This window comes from Sphingomonas sp. P4_G3 (assembly GCF_056401105.1).
This window is the reverse complement of sequence record NZ_JBFUJZ010000002.1, coordinates 436,188-451,989: the sequence shown is the minus strand read 5'-3', so window position 1 is coordinate 451,989 and position 15,802 is coordinate 436,188. Positions and strand designations below refer to the sequence as shown.

Sequence of the window (15,802 nt, the reverse complement as noted above, 5' to 3'; positions counted from 1 at the left end):
GTCTTCGAGTATCTCGCCCAAGCCTCTATGCCGCCGGCGCATCGGAATTGAGGGCCGGTCGGGACAAAATTGGTTGGTCCACTTGGCCAAGTCCGGCAAAAGGCTGCAATGAATCCATTGTTTGAGCTGCGGCTCGAACGTGTCGGTGACGGCACGCGCAATTCGGCCCGCAGCATCTACGCGCAATTGAAGACCGCGATCGTCGAGGGCCGGCTCGCGCTGGGCGCGCGGCTGCCAGGCACCCGGCAATCGAGCGAGTTTTTCGGTGTTTCGCGCAATACAGCGACCGACATTTACGAACGGCTGATCAACGATGGCTATGCGATCAGCCGGCTGGGCTCGGGAACCTATGTCGTCGACGCCTTGCCGCAGGCGGTCCCCTCCGACCAGGACGAGGATATCCCGACCGACGATCCGAGGCTCAACGGCTTCTGGCTAAGCGAGGAGACCCGCGCGGCAATCGGATTTTGGCGCGACCAACCCGCCACCGGCAAGCGTGCCAGCAAGGGCATCGCCGTGGATTTTCGTCCTGCGATGATCGACACACGGCTCTTCCCGATGGATCTGTTCCGACAGATCAGCGTCAAGCAACTGCGGCAGCTCGAGACCCAGCCGCCGAGCTTCAAGAGCGCGCAAGGCAACCAGGGAAACTTCCGGCTTCGCGAAGCCATCGTCCGCCACATCGCGCTGACCCGGGCGGTGCCATGCCGACCGCAGGACGCGCTCGTCACGTCGGGCGCACAACAGGCGTTCGATATCCTGGCCCGGACGCTGGTCACGCCGGGCAAGACCGTCGTGGCGATCGAAGATCCCGGCTATCCGCCGATGCGCGTTGCGTTTGCCGCGGCCGGCGCGACGATCGTTCCGGTCGAGGTCGATGACGAAGGGCTGGTCGTCGATCAGCTGCCGGCGAACACCAACATCATCTGCGTCTGCCCGTCGCATCAATTCCCGATCGGCGTGACGATGTCGGCACAGCGCCGCACGGATCTGGTGGCGTTTGCACGCGCCAATGGCGCGGTAATTGTCGAGGACGATTACGATGGCGAATTCCGCTACGAAGGCAGCCCGCTCGAGGCGCTGAGGACCGCCGATGCCGCCGACCTCGTCTTCTATGTCGGCACCTTTTCGAAATGCATGCTGCCCTCGCTGCGGCTGGGCTTCATCGTCGCGCCGCCCTGGGCGATGCAGACTCTCATCGCAGCCAAGAACTGTCTCGATTGGCATTGCCCGATACCCACCCAGTTGGGTGTCTCAGGGTTCATTGCCGAAGGGCACCTGACGCGCCACGTGCGCAAGATGCGCGGCGTGTACGACCGCCGGCGACGACTGATCATGTCATTCCTGACCCAGCATCTCGGCGAATGGCTCGACCCCATCCCGCCACCTTACGGCATGCACATCGCGGCACTGGCGAGCGATACCACCGATCTGGAGGCGGTGACCGCCAGCCTGCTGACGAGCGACGTCAAGATACACACGCTCCACCGCTATCACCTTGGGCAGCCCAAGCGGCGCGGGATCGTGCTTGGCTATGGCGTGGTCGACCTTCCCGAGATCGAGCGCGGGCTGTCGCTCCTGCATAACGCGCTGCTCCGGTCGCACTAGGCGCGAGCAGCGACAAGGCCGATCGCGACAAGCGGCCCAGCGCACTTTCCCGCAACCCGCGCTGGGCATCGTCGCGCGGGCCTCGCGAGCCTTCACTCATCCCATTCGATTTCATCGCGAATATCTTGACACGGACGCAATGTCTTGGTGGTGTACCACCTCTATACAACACCCCTCCCAACTGCGGAAAGGCCTATATGCGCGCGATGAAAGCTCTCACCATCCTTGTCATGAGCTCGGCCTTCTCGGTGCCGGCGCACGCCGACACGATGCGCCTCAAGGTCGGCGAGCCGCTCGCCCGTTTCGCCAAGCTGCGTCCCGGTGTGCATCGCTACGTGCGCTATATGGTCGGCGCGGATGGCAGTCGTAAAGCGATCGATATCTGGCAGCGCACGGTCAGCTTCGGCCCCGACGCGCAAGGCCGGCCCAACGCACTGCACATCGCGCAGCGCTGGGATCGGGCCGATGGCAGCAGGGTATTGATCCAGGACAGCTGGTTCGACGCACGCACCTTCACGCCGAGCACCCACGTCCGTCACACCGTACAGGACGGCAAGGACGACTATGCCGGGTACCGGTTCGACACCGCTCAGGTGGTCGGCATGGCGGACCTCGCCAATAACAGCCGCAAGGACTTCGTCATGGCGCTGCCCGAGCCGTCGTACAATTTCGAAACCGACATGGAGTTGTTTCAGACCCTTCCGATGGCGAACGGACGGACGTTCAACATGCCCTTCTACGATGCCGGTATCGGTCAGCCCGGCCGCTATAATTTCGTCGTGGCGGGGTCGGAGACAATCCCCGGGCCCGATGGGCGTCCGATCGACTGCTGGCTGGTCACCGCCGATTACAACAAGGACAAGATCGGCGCGCGTTTCTGGTTCGCCAAGTCGAACCAGCTGCTGATCCATGAAGAGGCGCCGATGGATGGCGGCGCGACCCTGGTCAAAACATTGCTCCCGCAGGAGGCAGGAGACGCAAAGTCCTAACCGCACCAATACCCGCGATATCGAGGCGAGCTGCTCGTCGATTGAACGAGTCCGCTTGGTGACAACATCGCGGGTATGCGTCGGGGAAGAAGAGCCATAACCGCTTGGCATAAGCGCCGAATCGAATGCTTGCCCGGCGCGCTTTTCTGTTTCTAGCCTGTGCACATGACGCTGCATCCCGCCTGGCTGGCCTCCGCGCTGCTCGCTCTTTCCCTAGCCGGTGCGCCGGCACTTGGCGGGCCATCCTCTCCAAGCTCCGGCGACAGCCGGCCGGCCGACGCGCTGGCCGCCAACCTCGCGCTGCCGTTCGCCAGCGATCTTACCGGCGCTCGCCAGGCCCGGGTGTTCGCCTGGATCGAGGATGAAGCCGGTTCACGCAATGTCTGGGTAGCCGGACCGGGTGTCCCGGCTCACGCGCGCACCGCCTTTACCGGCGACGACGGCGTCGAACTCTCCGAGCCGCAGCTGAGCCAGGACGGTCGCCGACTGCTGTTCGTACGCGGCGGCGACGCCGAGTTTCCCGAAGCGAACGCCCCCAATACCGGGATCGCGCTCGAAGCGCCCGAGCAGACGCTGTTCGTCGCCGACGTCGCGGGAGGCCAGGCGCCGGTCAAGATCGGGCTCGGCCATGGTGCGGCGTTCGACCCGGACGGCACGCGCATCGCTTTTACGCGCAAGGGTGAGATCTGGCTGTGGAGCGGCGACGCCGCGGCGCGTCGGCTCGCCACTGTTGCGGGCTCGGTGGAGGATTTGCAATGGTCACCGGACGGCGGGCAAGTGCTGTTCACCGAACAGCGCAAGGACCACAGCTTTATCGGCCTGCTCGACGTCGAGCGACGCTCGCTCCGCTATCTCGGGCCGACTTTGGGTCAATCGAGCGATCCGATCTTCTCGCCCGACGGCCGGCAAGTCGCATTCCTGCAGTTCCGCGATCCGCCTGCCGACGTGCCCGACAGCACCGCCTCGTTCTGGTCGGTGCGCGTAGCGGACGTGGCAAGCGGCGCCGTCCGCACGATCTGGTCGGCGCCCGGCGGCGAAGGTGGGCAATTCGCGGGGACGCGCAGGCGCAATCTATTCTGGACCGCGTCTGGCCATCTGCTGTTCCCATGGGAACACACCGGCTGGATGCACATCTATGCATTACCGGTTGCGACCGGCGGCACGCCGCGCGACCTGACGCCGGACGCCAACGAGGTCGAGACCTTCACCCCGACACCGGACGGCAAGGCGATCGTCTATTCCGCCAATGCCGGCAATCTCGACACACGCCAACTCTGGCGCACGGCAATTGAGGGTGGCAAGCCGGCTCGGCTGACGCAGGATGACACCTTCGTTTTTCGCCCGGTGTTCGGCGGCGACCGGTTGGCGGCTACAGCGACCGATGCCCAGCGTCCGGCGCACGTGGTGCTCGTCGAAGGCATGAAACCGCTAGGCCCGGTGGCGATCGCGTCCTCCTATTCCACGCCGGAGACGATCGTCTTCACCGCCACGGACGGCATGAAGGTCCATGGCCAAGTGTTTCGCGGCAAGGGCCCCGGTCCCCACCCTGCCCTGATCTTCGTCCATGGCGGACCGCGCCGCCAGATGCTGCCGGCATTCAACCCGATGCATTATTATTCAAACGCTTATGTCCGCAATCAGCAGTTCGCCGCGCTGGGCTATACGGTGCTGTCGGTCAATTATCGCAGCGGCACCAATTATGGCCGTGCGTTCCGCGAAGCGCCCGAAACCGGGCGTGACGGCGCCTCGGAATATCGTGACGTGCTGGCCGGCGGGCGCTGGCTGGCGAAGCAACCGGACGTCGATCCCAAGAGGATCGGCATCTGGGGCGGAAGCTGGGGTGGCTATCTCACCGCGCTGGCGCTGGCGCGCGACAGCGACCTGTTCGCCGCGGGTGCCGATTTTCACGGTGTTCACACGCTAGTCCGTTCGGGCGATCCATCGCTGTCGCCCAATGCCGAGATCAAGGCGCGCGAATTGCAATGGCAGTCGTCGCCGATGGGATCGATCTCGCGCTGGCGCTCGCCGGTGCTCATCGTCCATGGCGACGACGACAAGAATGTCGATCATGACCAGTCGCTGCTGCTCGCCCGCGAACTGACCGCGCGCGGCGTGCCGTTCGAGGAATTGAGCCTGCCCAACGAGCGGCACGAATTCTTCCGTTATGGCGACTGGCTGGCGAGCTATCGCACGACCGAGGCGTTCTTCGCGCGGACGCTGAAGGGCAGGAAGTAGAGGGGCTGACAAGAACTCCTCCCGTTCTGGGGAGGATTTTTATCGCTTCGCCGGCGCTATCGTCGTCCGTGTCACCGCATGCGCATCGACGGCGGCCTTGCTGAACCATAGAGGCTGCGTGTTGGCGGTCAGCCAGTCCTGATACCAGTCGCGATAATGTGGCGAGCGTGGGTCGCCGGACTGACCGGGGAGCAGCAACACGCGGCTATTGTCCCAGGCGCCGACGTCCGCCACGAGCAGATAGCTCGCGCCGTGCATGACGTTGAAGGTCTTGCGCCCCAGGTTCACGCCGCGCGCCATGACGGTGTAGCCGTCGCCGCCCGACCGACCGCCATCGATCCTGGGGAAAGCGGCGGCGATCGCCGGCGAGGCCGATAGCGGGTGCGTGATCGATACCTGGTGCAGGTCGCCCCAACGCCATTGCGCGGGATCGGGGCCCGCAAGCTTCACCGCTTTGGCCCATCCCGCCGCCAACGCCTTGTCGAGCAATGCGTCACGCGCCGCGGCGGGATCGGGGCCGAGATAATGGTCGGGATTGGCCAGCAGGCGCAGCATCTCCGACAGATTCATCGTCTTGAGAAGATCGCGCGCCGCCTTGGGAATGACGAGATCGCGGAACGCCGAAGACAGTTCCGGCATGATCTGTTCGTACAGCAAGGCCGCCGCGCTATCCGCCGCGATCCCGCAATTCCATTGCCGCAACAGCGCCGCCGCAGGCGCCGCTTCGGGTGAAAGGGCCGCGGGCAACAGTTTCACCAGCGCGCGCGCCGGGAGCGATTGCACATCATGCTGGAGCGCGACGCTGTCCTCGACGCGGTGTTTGGACTGGCTGCTCAGCACCTCGGCGATGCGATCGTAGCGATAGGAATCGCTCCAGCTGAAGCTGATCTTGCGATCCTTGTATGGGTAGTCGGATGGCAGATTCATCTGGTTAGCCGAGGCGAACCAGCCCGCTTTGGGGTTATAGCTGTTGGGCATTTCCTCGACCTTGAGGATGCCCGTCCAGTCGTAGCTGCCGTCGCCCGGTGCCGGGAACAGACCGTCATGCTTGGGTCGCTTGGGGGTGAACCCGCTTGCTTGCCACCCGGTATTGCCATGCACGTCGGCGTAATGATGATTGGTCGGCGAGACGTGGATCTTGAGCGCCTGACGCAGCGACGCCCAATCGTGCGCCAGATTAATCGCGATGATCGCGAACCGCATGTTCGCGCCGGGCAACAGCGCCACGCTGGCCTGGACGACTGCGCGGTGACGCGCCGGATCCTGCGAGATGACGGGCCGGCCTTGCGAATAACGCAAAGTCACACGCTCGGAGGGGCCGTCCTTGACCGCGATCTCCTCCTCGACCGTCTCAAAGCGCTTCCACTGGCCGTTATGCCAATATTGCTCGGGATCGTCCTCGCGCGTCTTGAGGATGAACAAGTCGGTCTGGTCGATATGGAAGTTGGTCCGGCCGAACGCGAAGCGGTCGGTATGGCCTTGCATGATCCCGGGCAGTCCGGGATCGCCGCCGCCAATCACGTCGAGGCCCGGCGCGGTCAGGTGCGCGATGTGCCGCGGGCTGAGCCCGCCGATCCCGAGATGCGGATCGTTGGCCAGGATCGGGCGGCCGGTTGCTGTACGACTGCCGGCGACGGTCCAGGCGTTGCTGCCTTGCGCGATGCGATCGATACGATCGAGGTCGCGGTCATAGGCCGCGATCTTCTGGCCGAACGGCAGTGGCGTCGATCCTTCGAGCAGGATGCCGAGATCGGCATCGCTGACCGCCGCGCAATCGAGCCCGTCGGGTACGGTGAATTGCCACGCCGGGCGCAGCGGATCCATGAACCGGTCGAATTCGAGCAGCCCGCGCGCCTGGAGCTGAGCGTGGCGCACTTCGTCATCGGCATCCCCGATCCCGCCGCCGCGCATGCGGACGAGATCGCGCACATCCCAGCGCAGCGGTGTGATGCCCAATATGCCATATTCGAGCGGCAACTGGCTGGGATCAGCCTCGAGCTCGTCGATCCGCGCGTTGATCCCGGCGACATAACCGCGCGCGCAATCGAGCACTTCGGGCGGCAGCGAGCTGAGTTCGGCGTCCACATCGCCGCGATAGAGGAACAGCCGCGCCGCGCTATCGGCAGACACGAAGCGCGAGCCGAACACTTCCGCCATGCGTCCTAGCTCGCGGCGATAGTCCCAATCGATCTGGAACATCCGGTCGCGCGCGACGACGTAACCCTGGCCAAAGAACGCGTCATGCTTGGATTTCGCGCGGATATGCGGGACGCCCATGGCGTCCTCGAGAATCTCGATCGGCGCCCGCGCCCCTGCCAGGCGAATGGTGCGGCCCCGGCCGGGGCTGGACCTACTCACCTCCGCGGCCAAACTCGTGCCCGGCAAGGCGAGCATCGCGACCGAGCTCAACAGGAACGCGCGACGCTGAATCATCAAGGGCCCCAATCGTTATCACCCAATCGTCATCCCAATGAATCGAGACCCTATCGCAGTGGGTTGAGCAAGGCTGCATAGCAAGCCGGGCGTCCCCTATAGCCATGAGTTATCGGCGCATGCGCAACTGAGCGCCGATACCCTCACCGCGAACCCTATTCCCTCAGGCTATACCCAAGCAAAATCATAGTAACCCCGCTTCTATTGACCCCCTTTAGGCGCCCTGTAACCTCCCGTCTCGGAAGTGACATGTTTCCGCAACACAGCGGGCAGTCGCCCTTCCAAAAAGGCAGGGATGGCGGGAGCAAGCCAATCGGCACTCCGGTACGTTCCGCCGACATTGCAGGTGGGACACATGGGCTGGTCGGCAGCCACATGGTCCAAGCTACGAAATCGGGTCTCGACGCGCCATGCACGTCGGAGGAGTTCCTCCATATCGGCCCGATCGCAAGCCAAAGGGGTTGTTTGAATGTCTATTTTCGGGCGTATTAATCCGCGGATCGACCGCCGTTACGCGGCTGGCATCGCCATGACGGCGCTGGCCGTCGTCCATTGCGCGCCGGCCTTTGCGCAAGCGGCCACGCCACAGGACGCCCAGGCGACGCCGCAAAATGCGCCGGCCGCGGCGCCGATCGACGATTCGGACATCGTGGTCACCGGTTCGCGCATCGTGCGCAGCGGGTTCCAATCGCCGCAGCCGCTGACGGTACTGACGCAGAAAGAGATCGAGACGCAGTCGCCGACCAACAACCTGGCCGACTTCGTCAACAGCCTCCCCGCGCTTGCGGGCTCGACCCGGCCTGCGAATTCGCGGCTCAACCTTTCGAGCGGCCAGGCGGGCATCAACGCGCTCAACCTGCGCAATCTCGATAACCAGTCGACCGGCACGCGAACGTTGGTGCTGATCGACGGCCATCGCTCGGTCGGCTCGACGGTCAACGACATCGTCGATATCAACACCATCCCGCAAGGTCTGGTGAAGAGCGTCGAAATCGTCACCGGCGGCGCCTCGGCGGCCTATGGCTCCGACGCGGTCGCCGGCGTGGTCAACTTCATCCTCGACAAGAAGTATGAAGGCCTCAAGGTCTCGGCCGATAGCGGCGTCACGACTTATGGCGACGGCAGCAATTACAGGTTCACCATCACCGCCGGCACGTCGTTCGCGGGCGGCCGCGGCCATGTCGTCGTAAACGGCGAGCTCGCTCACCAGGATGGCATCTTCAGCGTCGATCGCGCCTGGAACGCCACCGGCTATGTCCGCATCACCAACCCTGCTTGGTCGACCAACAGCACCACGGCACCGCAATTTCTCACCACGTTGCGGCAGGTCGGCGCCTCGAACTCGACGCCGGGTGGCCTAATTACCGGGTCGTCCTTCGGCGGCGTCGCGACGAACACTCTCCGTGGCATCTATTTCGGCCAGGGTGGGTCGGTGAACCACTTCAACTTCGGCACGTACACTTTCCCGGCGGTAACGGGGGCGTCCGGGCCTTCGCTCACCCAGGGCGGAGACTGGCGGGTCAACGATTCGGGCCGCCGCATCGGCCTGATGCCCGAAGAGAACCGGTACGGCGTCTTCGGCCGGTTGAGCTACGACATCACGGACAATGCCGAGATCTACTTCGAGGGATCGTACAATCGCGGCAAGTCGGTATTCAACGCCGGCCCGAACCTGTCCACCGGCATCAACTATAAGCCGGATAACGCCTATCTGATCCAGGCACTCGGCGCGGCACAGCTTGCGGGCATCACCAGCGTGACGGTCGCTACGACCGCTGTCGACTTGCCCTATCGCGGCGTCAACAACGAGCGGAAGGTCCAGCGTTACGTGATCGGCGCTGACGGCAAGTTCCAGGCATTCGGCAAGGACGCGCACTGGGATGTCTACGCCCAGTACGGCCGCACCGACATGCGTGAACAGCTGACCAACATCATGAACACGCAGAACATGCTGAATGCGACCGATGCGGTGTTCGCACCCGCCGGCAACGCGCTCGGCGTAGCGGCGGGCACGATCGTGTGCCGTTCATCGCTGACCAGTCCGACCAACGGCTGCATCCCGCTCAACCGCCTGGGTATTGGTGTCGCCAACCCGGCCGCCTTCGCTTATGTGCTCGGCAATCCCGAGCGCAACGAAATCGCCGAGCAGAAGGTCGCTGGCGCCAACCTGGCGCTGACCCCGTTCGCCACTTGGGCGGGTGATGTCAGCGTGTCGGTCGGCGCCGAATGGCGGGAAGAAAGCATCAAGGGATCCGTGCCGGCACAATTCCAGCCGATCATCAACCTCGACGCGAACGGGCACGCAATCTCCACGACGAACCGCTGGTCCGTCGGCAATTACCTGCCGACCAACGGCCGGTACAACGTGAAGGAAGCCTATCTCGAAACCGTCGTGCCGCTCGGGCTGGGGCTCGAATTCAACGGCGCGGTGCGGGCGACCGATTATTCGACCGCAGGCTACGTCACGACCTGGAAGGCAGGCGCGACCTGGCAACCGATCAGGGACATCCGTTTCCGCGTGACGCGGTCGCGCGATATCCGGGCACCCAACCTCAGCGACCTCTACCAGGCTGGCGGCTCGAACAGCGATTCGGTGCGTAACCCGTTCTACGATGCCAACGACCCGTCGAAGGGGCCGGCCTCCTATTCCTATTCGGCAACGGTCATCGGCAATCCCAATCTGAAGCCCGAAAAGTCGGATTCGTGGAATATCGGCGCGGTCATCACGCCTCGGTTCCTCCCGGGTTTCAACGCCTCGATCGATTACTTCCGAATCGAGATCAAGGATGCGATCGGATCGTTCGGCGCGCAGGACATCATCAACCTGTGCTCGCTCGGCAATCAGGACTTCTGCTCGAGCTATACGGTCGATCCGACAAATGCTTCGAAGCTGTTATTCCGCAGCCAGCCGTTCAACTTCTCGCGGCAACTCGTCCGCGGCATCGATTTCGAAGCCGCATATCGCGTGCCTCTGGGCAATGCGAGCAGCTTCACCCTGCGTGGCACAGCGACCAACTATCTCGACAATTTGCTTTACGCAGGCGTCCAGGGATCGGTCGCCGTCAACACCGCGGGCGTGAACGGTGGCCAGGGCAGCACGCCGAGCTGGATATTCCACTTCAGCGGCACGCTCGATTTCCCGACCACGTCGATCACCGCGGTGGCGCGTGGCGTGAGCTCGGGCAAATACGCCTCCAACGGCATCGAGTGCTCGACCAGTTGTCCGGTCTCGACCACGAATTTCCCGACCTACGACAACAACCATGTGTCGGGGCTGTTCTACGTCGATCTCAACCTGACGCAGCGGGTGAAGATCAACAACACGTCCGACGCCGAGTTCTTCGTCAACGTGACTAACATCTTCAATCGTTGGCCGCTGCTGGTCCCCGAAACCGGGCTTGCCGCCAACACCACCTATTCCGACATGCTCGGACGTACTTTCCGCGTCGGCGTTCGCATCAAGCTGCGCTGATCCAGAGTCCCTCCCCTGGGGCGTCGCGTGGCCGAAAGCCGTGCGGCGCCCTCCCCTTTTCGGGCCGGACTTCCGAGCGGACTTTGCAATCCATAGCTTTAGGGAATAGGTACGGGAAACCGCTCCATTCCCAGCTCGTTAGCGTCCGTCATCGACGCCATGATGGGCAATTCAGAGCGCCGTTCGATGACCGGGCGTTTCGGCGCGGCTATCAAGAGGGCCAAGACATGAACCTGCGCCAGCTCGAAGTCTTCCACGCTGTCTATCTGCACGGCACCGTCAGCGCCGCGGCGCGCTCGCTCAATGTCTCGCAACCCTCTGTCACCAAGGTGCTCCGGCACGCCGAAGATTCGATCGGTCTGCCACTGTTCGAGCGCGCCCGCGGCCGACTGATCCCTACACAGGACGCCCGCGCGCTGTTCGGCGAAGTGTCGGAGATCCAGGACCGCGTTCGGTCGCTGCGCCAGGCGTGCCACAACATGCGGCTCGGCCGGGGCAGCCTGTTGCGCATCTCGGCGCTACCCTCGCTCGGGCTCGGCGCCATTCCCGACGCGGTCGCCGAGTTCTTGCGCGGGCATGAGGACATATTGTTCGACCTGCAGACGCTGCATCACGACGAGATGGTGCGCAAATTGTACGAGCGCGAGACCGACCTCGCGATCAGCTACGAAGTCCCGCCGGCCGCGCCGGTCGGGCATCAGGTGATCGGCGAAGGCGAACTGGTCGTGCTCTATCGCGAACAGGATTTCCCCGACGCGCCATCGCGTATCCATCTTACCGATTTGCGCGAGCACAAATTCATCAGCCCGGTCCAATCGGGGCCGATCGGGCGCATGTTGTCGAGCGAACTCAACCAATTGGGCGTGGTGCTCGACGAAGTGGTGTCGGCGCGCACTTACTATGTCGCCGCCGCGTTGGTCCGCGCCGGCGTCGGCATGGCGATCGTCGACAATTTCACCGCGCAGGCATCGGTAGCAACGGGGCTGGCGTCACGCCCACTCCAGCCGGCGATCACCTTCGACATCAACGCGGTCTATATGCAGGACCGCCCGCCAACCCATACCGCCTCCGAGTTTCTCGACCTTCTGGCGGACGTGATCGATAAGCTATAGCCTTACGCTATAGGGGCCGTGGTGTTAAATATTGGGGCTCCTCCGGGCGCGGCGATACAGTTTGGCTTCCCTGGAAATTTGCAGCCGAACCGACATGATCGCCACGCCTTATCTTCTGTATCTCGGTCACTCGAACGACCATGCCGGCATCAAGACGTCGCGCGGGCTGGCCGTGTTCCGGCCGGAAGTGTGCGTCGGTGAATTCCGCCACGACGATTGCAAGCTCACGCTCGACTTGCCGCGGATGGATTTCGCGACCGCGGTGGCGGCCGGCGCCAGGACGCTGATCCTGGGCGTCGCCAATGCCGGCGGCACGCTGGGCAAGGACATGGTCGCCGACGCGATCGCGGCGATGGAAGCGGGGCTCGACATCGCCTCGGGTCTGCACCAGCGCTTGAAGGACGAACCGCGGCTGGTCGAGGCGGCGAGCCTGCTCGGCCGCGCATTGCACGACGTGCGCGACCCGCAACCGGGCATCCCGGTCGGCAACGGCAAGCCGCGCGCGGGCAATCGCCTGCTGACCGTCGGCACCGATTGCTCGGTCGGCAAGATGTACACCACCTTGTGCCTGACACGCGGGCTGACCCAGCGCGGCGTCAAGGCGGATTTCCGCGCGACCGGCCAGACCGGCATCCTGGTAGCGGGAAGCGGCGTGCCGCTCGATGCGGTGATCGCCGACTTCATCTCGGGCGCGATCGAGCAATTGTCGCCCGCGCGGAGCGACGACGGCTGGGATCTGATCGAAGGTCAGGGATCCTTGTTCCACCCGTCCTTCGCCGGGGTTTCCACCGGCTTACTGCACGGCGCCCAGCCCGACGCGATCGTGATGTGCCATGACCCGGTGCGCAAGCACATGCGCGGTCTGCCGCATTTCGGCCTGCCTGGGATCGCCGAATGTCTGGAAGCCAATCTCCAGGTAGCCCGGCTGACCAATCCCAAGGTGCGGGCAGTCGGCATCGCGCTCAACACCTCCGCCATGCCCGAGGATGAGGCACGCGCGCTCTGCACCCGGACTTCGGACGAAATGGGCCTGCCCTGCTCCGATCCGTTCCGGTTTGGAGCCGACGCCATTCTCGACACATTGCTCGGCGAGCCCGCCCGCGCCGGCGCCAGACAAGTCGCCTGATCGCCGCCATGCGCCGCACGATATCGATCCAGCCCGAAACCTTTCCGCTCAGCACGCCGTTCCGCATCTCGCGAGGGACCAAGACCGCCGCCGAGGTCGTGACCGTCCGGATCGAACAGGATGGCGTGGCCGGGCGCGGCGAATGCGTTCCCTATCCGCGCTATGGCGAGACGATCGACAGCACGATCGCCGCAATCGGCGCGGCACGCGACGCACTCGAAAGCGGAGCGGGGCGCGAAGAGCTGTTGCGGCTGATGCCGGCAGGCGCCGCGCGCAACGCCGTGGATTGCGCCTTGTGGGATCTGGAGGCGCGGCTCGCGGGCAGCGACGTCGCCACGATGATCGGGTTGAAGCAACCGATCGGCCCGATCGCGACGGCCATGACCGTCGGACTCGACACGCCCGACCGCATGCGCGTGGCGGCGGCGGCGCTGGCCGATGTGCCGGTGATCAAGGTCAAGGTCGACCGCACCGATCCCGCCGCGCAATTGCGCGCCGTTCGCGACACGGCGCCCCTGCCTCGCCTGATCGTCGATCCCAATGAGAGCTGGACGATCGACGAGGTGAGCTCGCTCCAGCAATTGCTGATCGAGCTGAGGGTCGACCTGCTCGAGCAACCGCTACCGGCGGCCGACGATGCCGCGTTGGCTGGGTTCGTCTCGGCGATTCCCATCGCCGCCGATGAATCGGTGCATGAAGCATCGAATCTCGCGGCGTTGCCCGACGGCTATGCCGTGGTGAACATCAAGCTCGACAAGGCCGGCGGCCTGACCGCCGCGCACGACCTGGCGCAGGAAGCGCGCCGGCGCGGGCTGGGCGTGATGACTGGCTGCATGATCTGCTCTTCGCTGTCGATCGCGCCAGCCCTGATGGTCGCCGTCGACAGCATTTTCGCCGATCTCGATGGCCCCTTATGGCTGGCGAATGATCGGGAAGGCGGAGTCGAATGCGTCGGCGGGATGCTGAGCGCGCCACGGCGGGGATTTTGGGGCGACCGCTAGAGGCGCGCGCGATCAAGTCTGAAAAGGTGACTATTATCGCTACGGCGGCGATGCACCTAGAATAGTTTTCGGTCGATCCATCACCGTACCCCACGGCAGATGCCGCAGAAGGCGCGACAGTGCGCCACTCATTCCGAACTAAAGCGTTGTCCCTTCCATGCCGGTCAAGGGAGAAGGTCATGTTCAATGTACTTGTCATCGACGACTCGCTCACTGTGAGGGCGATCATCGAGCAATTACTGGAAGGCGAGAAAGATTTCCGGGTCGTGGGATCCGCCGACAGCGTGATTGCGGCGCGAGAGATGATCGAGAAGTTCGTGCCGAGCGTCATCATACTTGACCTCGCTATGCCAGGTGTTGACGGCTTCACCTTCCTTGATGAGCTGGCTGGCCATCCGCACGCACCCGTACTTGTGGTATCGTCGCACACCACATGGGGATCGGCCGCCGAGACCGAGGCGATCGAGCGCGGCGCCAAGGCGTGCTTCGACAAGGCTCAGTTGGTACGCCACGGAAAGAGCTTCGTCGCGTTGGTCAGGAAAGCAGTGAGCAGCACGGCAACATTGGATAGAGCGTAGCGAACCCCAGCCCTCCGGGCGTCGTTGATCACAAGGAACGGTGGCTCGGATCGGCGGCCATGGAATTATGGTGACCGCTGCAACAACTCCGGAATTTAGCTTCGGGGTTGATGCGCCCGTCCCCGTAAACCCCAGTCGACCTACTTCACGCGGGTCAGATAGGCCTTGAAGACGGCAGCCCAAGTGCGCCCGCCGTCCTGCGAGTAAAAGATTTCATAGCGGTGCGAATCTGCCGTGATGTCCGACCAAACCCCACGCACCATGACGCTGCGCCCCTTGTATTTCTGGGTCGCGTAAAACTCACCCCGCCCGTCCTTGAATTCACCAATGCCTGGCGTGTCTACCTCGCCGGTTTCGCTGTCGATATATGACTGGCTCCATTGGCGGGCCTTCGCGTTGTAGAGAAAGACCGTCGCTCCTTGCCAATGTCCGTCCTGGCCATCGACATCGAGCTCCTCGATCCAGCCGCGGCCACCCCAGATCGGCGTAGCGGTCTTGGTGCCGTCGGAAGTGGTGATATGGGTTCCGCCGTCGAACGGATCGAGCACACGGGTGATATGCGTGTGCCAGACGCCGCGCGCGAAATCGAAATCATGCGACCCGTCATGCAGCATCTGAGGCACAGCATTGGTGTCGGCGGCGCGGCCGATGCCGACCGGCAGACCGAACGCGAGGGTCAAGGCTAAACCGAAGGCCAGTGGGGCGCGAATGTTCATCCGTACATCTCCGAGAGCATCATCGCGCCACATGTGATCGGACATGCAGTCGGATCGAAGTGCCGGTTGCCGGAAATCTTTCTGGTCCACTCCACCAGATGCTTCACTCGACCGGCGCGCCCGCGCGGGTGGACACGATCCGGAGCGTGGCGTCGATTTTGCCGATGGCATGGTAAGCGCGCCGCGGCGGGGTTCTGGGGCGGAAATTAGGCCCCGGATCGAAGTCTAGAAACATCGTCCGAAAAGCGAAATTCTTCGATGCATCTCCTCTTTTAACGCTGGCTGAGCTGCTTCGATCGGAGTCACCAGCGTATCCATTATATCGAAGATGACGGCCGCCGCCACTTGGGCCACATCTTTATGTCTTTCTTTCGTTTCATCGCTGGTGCCAGCGATGTCGATGATGCTCTGTAGCTCGCGGATCGCCCTCATGGCGGAAGCGATCACCAGCACGGAGAAGTCCTTATCGAATTGATCGCTCATTTAAAGTTGCCTCGATTGAATAGGTTTTCGCGGTAGCTGCCCCTGCCCT

At 63.7% G+C, this 15,802-nt stretch carries 11 protein-coding genes; 8 read left to right on the top strand and 3 right to left on the bottom strand.

Annotated features, from left to right (window positions below; translation table 11 throughout):
• The first annotated feature begins 108 nt into the window (after nt 1–108).
• The 3 genes from pdxR (at nt 109) to AC1DQQ_RS07670 (ending at nt 4,832) form a co-directional block, all read left to right on the top strand.
• A complete protein-coding gene (pdxR, locus tag AC1DQQ_RS07680) occupies nt 109–1,608 on the top strand; it encodes a MocR-like pyridoxine biosynthesis transcription factor PdxR (protein WP_478041626.1) in 1,500 nt (499 codons plus the stop codon).
• 230 nt (nt 1,609–1,838) lie between these two features.
• Nucleotides 1,839–2,597, top strand: coding sequence for a DUF3108 domain-containing protein (locus AC1DQQ_RS07675; RefSeq protein WP_478044766.1), 759 nt, complete (start codon nt 1,839–1,841; stop codon nt 2,595–2,597).
• Between the two features lie 165 nt (nt 2,598–2,762).
• Nucleotides 2,763–4,832, top strand: coding sequence for a S9 family peptidase (locus tag AC1DQQ_RS07670; RefSeq protein WP_478044765.1), 2,070 nt, complete (start codon nt 2,763–2,765; stop codon nt 4,830–4,832).
• A 39-nt stretch (nt 4,833–4,871) separates the two neighbouring features.
• Here AC1DQQ_RS07670 and AC1DQQ_RS07665 read toward each other — a convergent pair whose 3' ends face one another.
• Nucleotides 4,872–7,265, bottom strand: coding sequence for a penicillin acylase family protein (locus AC1DQQ_RS07665; RefSeq protein ID WP_478044764.1), 2,394 nt, complete (start codon nt 7,263–7,265; stop codon nt 4,872–4,874).
• Nucleotides 7,266–7,734: 469 nt separating this feature from the next.
• Here AC1DQQ_RS07665 and AC1DQQ_RS07660 point away from each other — a divergent pair, with 469 nt between their 5' ends.
• From AC1DQQ_RS07660 to AC1DQQ_RS07640, 5 genes are all read left to right on the top strand, one after another.
• Nucleotides 7,735–10,737: a TonB-dependent receptor plug domain-containing protein gene (locus AC1DQQ_RS07660; protein WP_478044763.1), complete on the top strand. Its 3,003-nt coding sequence runs from the start codon at nt 7,735–7,737 to the stop codon at nt 10,735–10,737.
• Between the two features lie 227 nt (nt 10,738–10,964).
• Nucleotides 10,965–11,849 carry a LysR family transcriptional regulator gene (locus tag AC1DQQ_RS07655; protein WP_478044762.1) on the top strand — a complete coding sequence of 295 codons (885 nt, stop codon included), beginning with the start codon at nt 10,965–10,967 and terminating at the stop codon, nt 11,847–11,849.
• A gap of 94 nt (nt 11,850–11,943) precedes the next feature.
• Nucleotides 11,944–12,975 (top strand): N-acetyltransferase DgcN, encoded by a 1,032-nt coding sequence (gene dgcN / locus AC1DQQ_RS07650; RefSeq protein WP_478044761.1) that lies wholly within the window; start codon nt 11,944–11,946, stop codon nt 12,973–12,975.
• A gap of 8 nt (nt 12,976–12,983) precedes the next feature.
• Nucleotides 12,984–13,976 (top strand): N-acetyl-D-Glu racemase DgcA, encoded by a 993-nt coding sequence (gene dgcA / locus AC1DQQ_RS07645; RefSeq protein ID WP_478044760.1) that lies wholly within the window; start codon nt 12,984–12,986, stop codon nt 13,974–13,976.
• Nucleotides 13,977–14,155: 179 nt separating this feature from the next.
• The gene (locus AC1DQQ_RS07640; RefSeq protein WP_478041633.1) at nt 14,156–14,554 is read left to right on the top strand and encodes a response regulator; all 399 of its coding nucleotides are present in this window, start codon (nt 14,156–14,158) and stop codon (nt 14,552–14,554) included.
• Nucleotides 14,555–14,694: 140 nt separating this feature from the next.
• Here AC1DQQ_RS07640 and AC1DQQ_RS07635 read toward each other — a convergent pair whose 3' ends face one another.
• Nucleotides 14,695–15,270 (bottom strand): hypothetical protein, encoded by a 576-nt coding sequence (locus AC1DQQ_RS07635; protein WP_478041634.1) that lies wholly within the window; start codon nt 15,268–15,270, stop codon nt 14,695–14,697.
• A 225-nt stretch (nt 15,271–15,495) separates the two neighbouring features.
• Nucleotides 15,496–15,753 carry a hypothetical protein gene (locus AC1DQQ_RS07630; RefSeq protein WP_478044759.1) on the bottom strand — a complete coding sequence of 86 codons (258 nt, stop codon included), beginning with the start codon at nt 15,751–15,753 and terminating at the stop codon, nt 15,496–15,498.
• Nucleotides 15,754–15,802 lie beyond the last annotated feature (49 nt).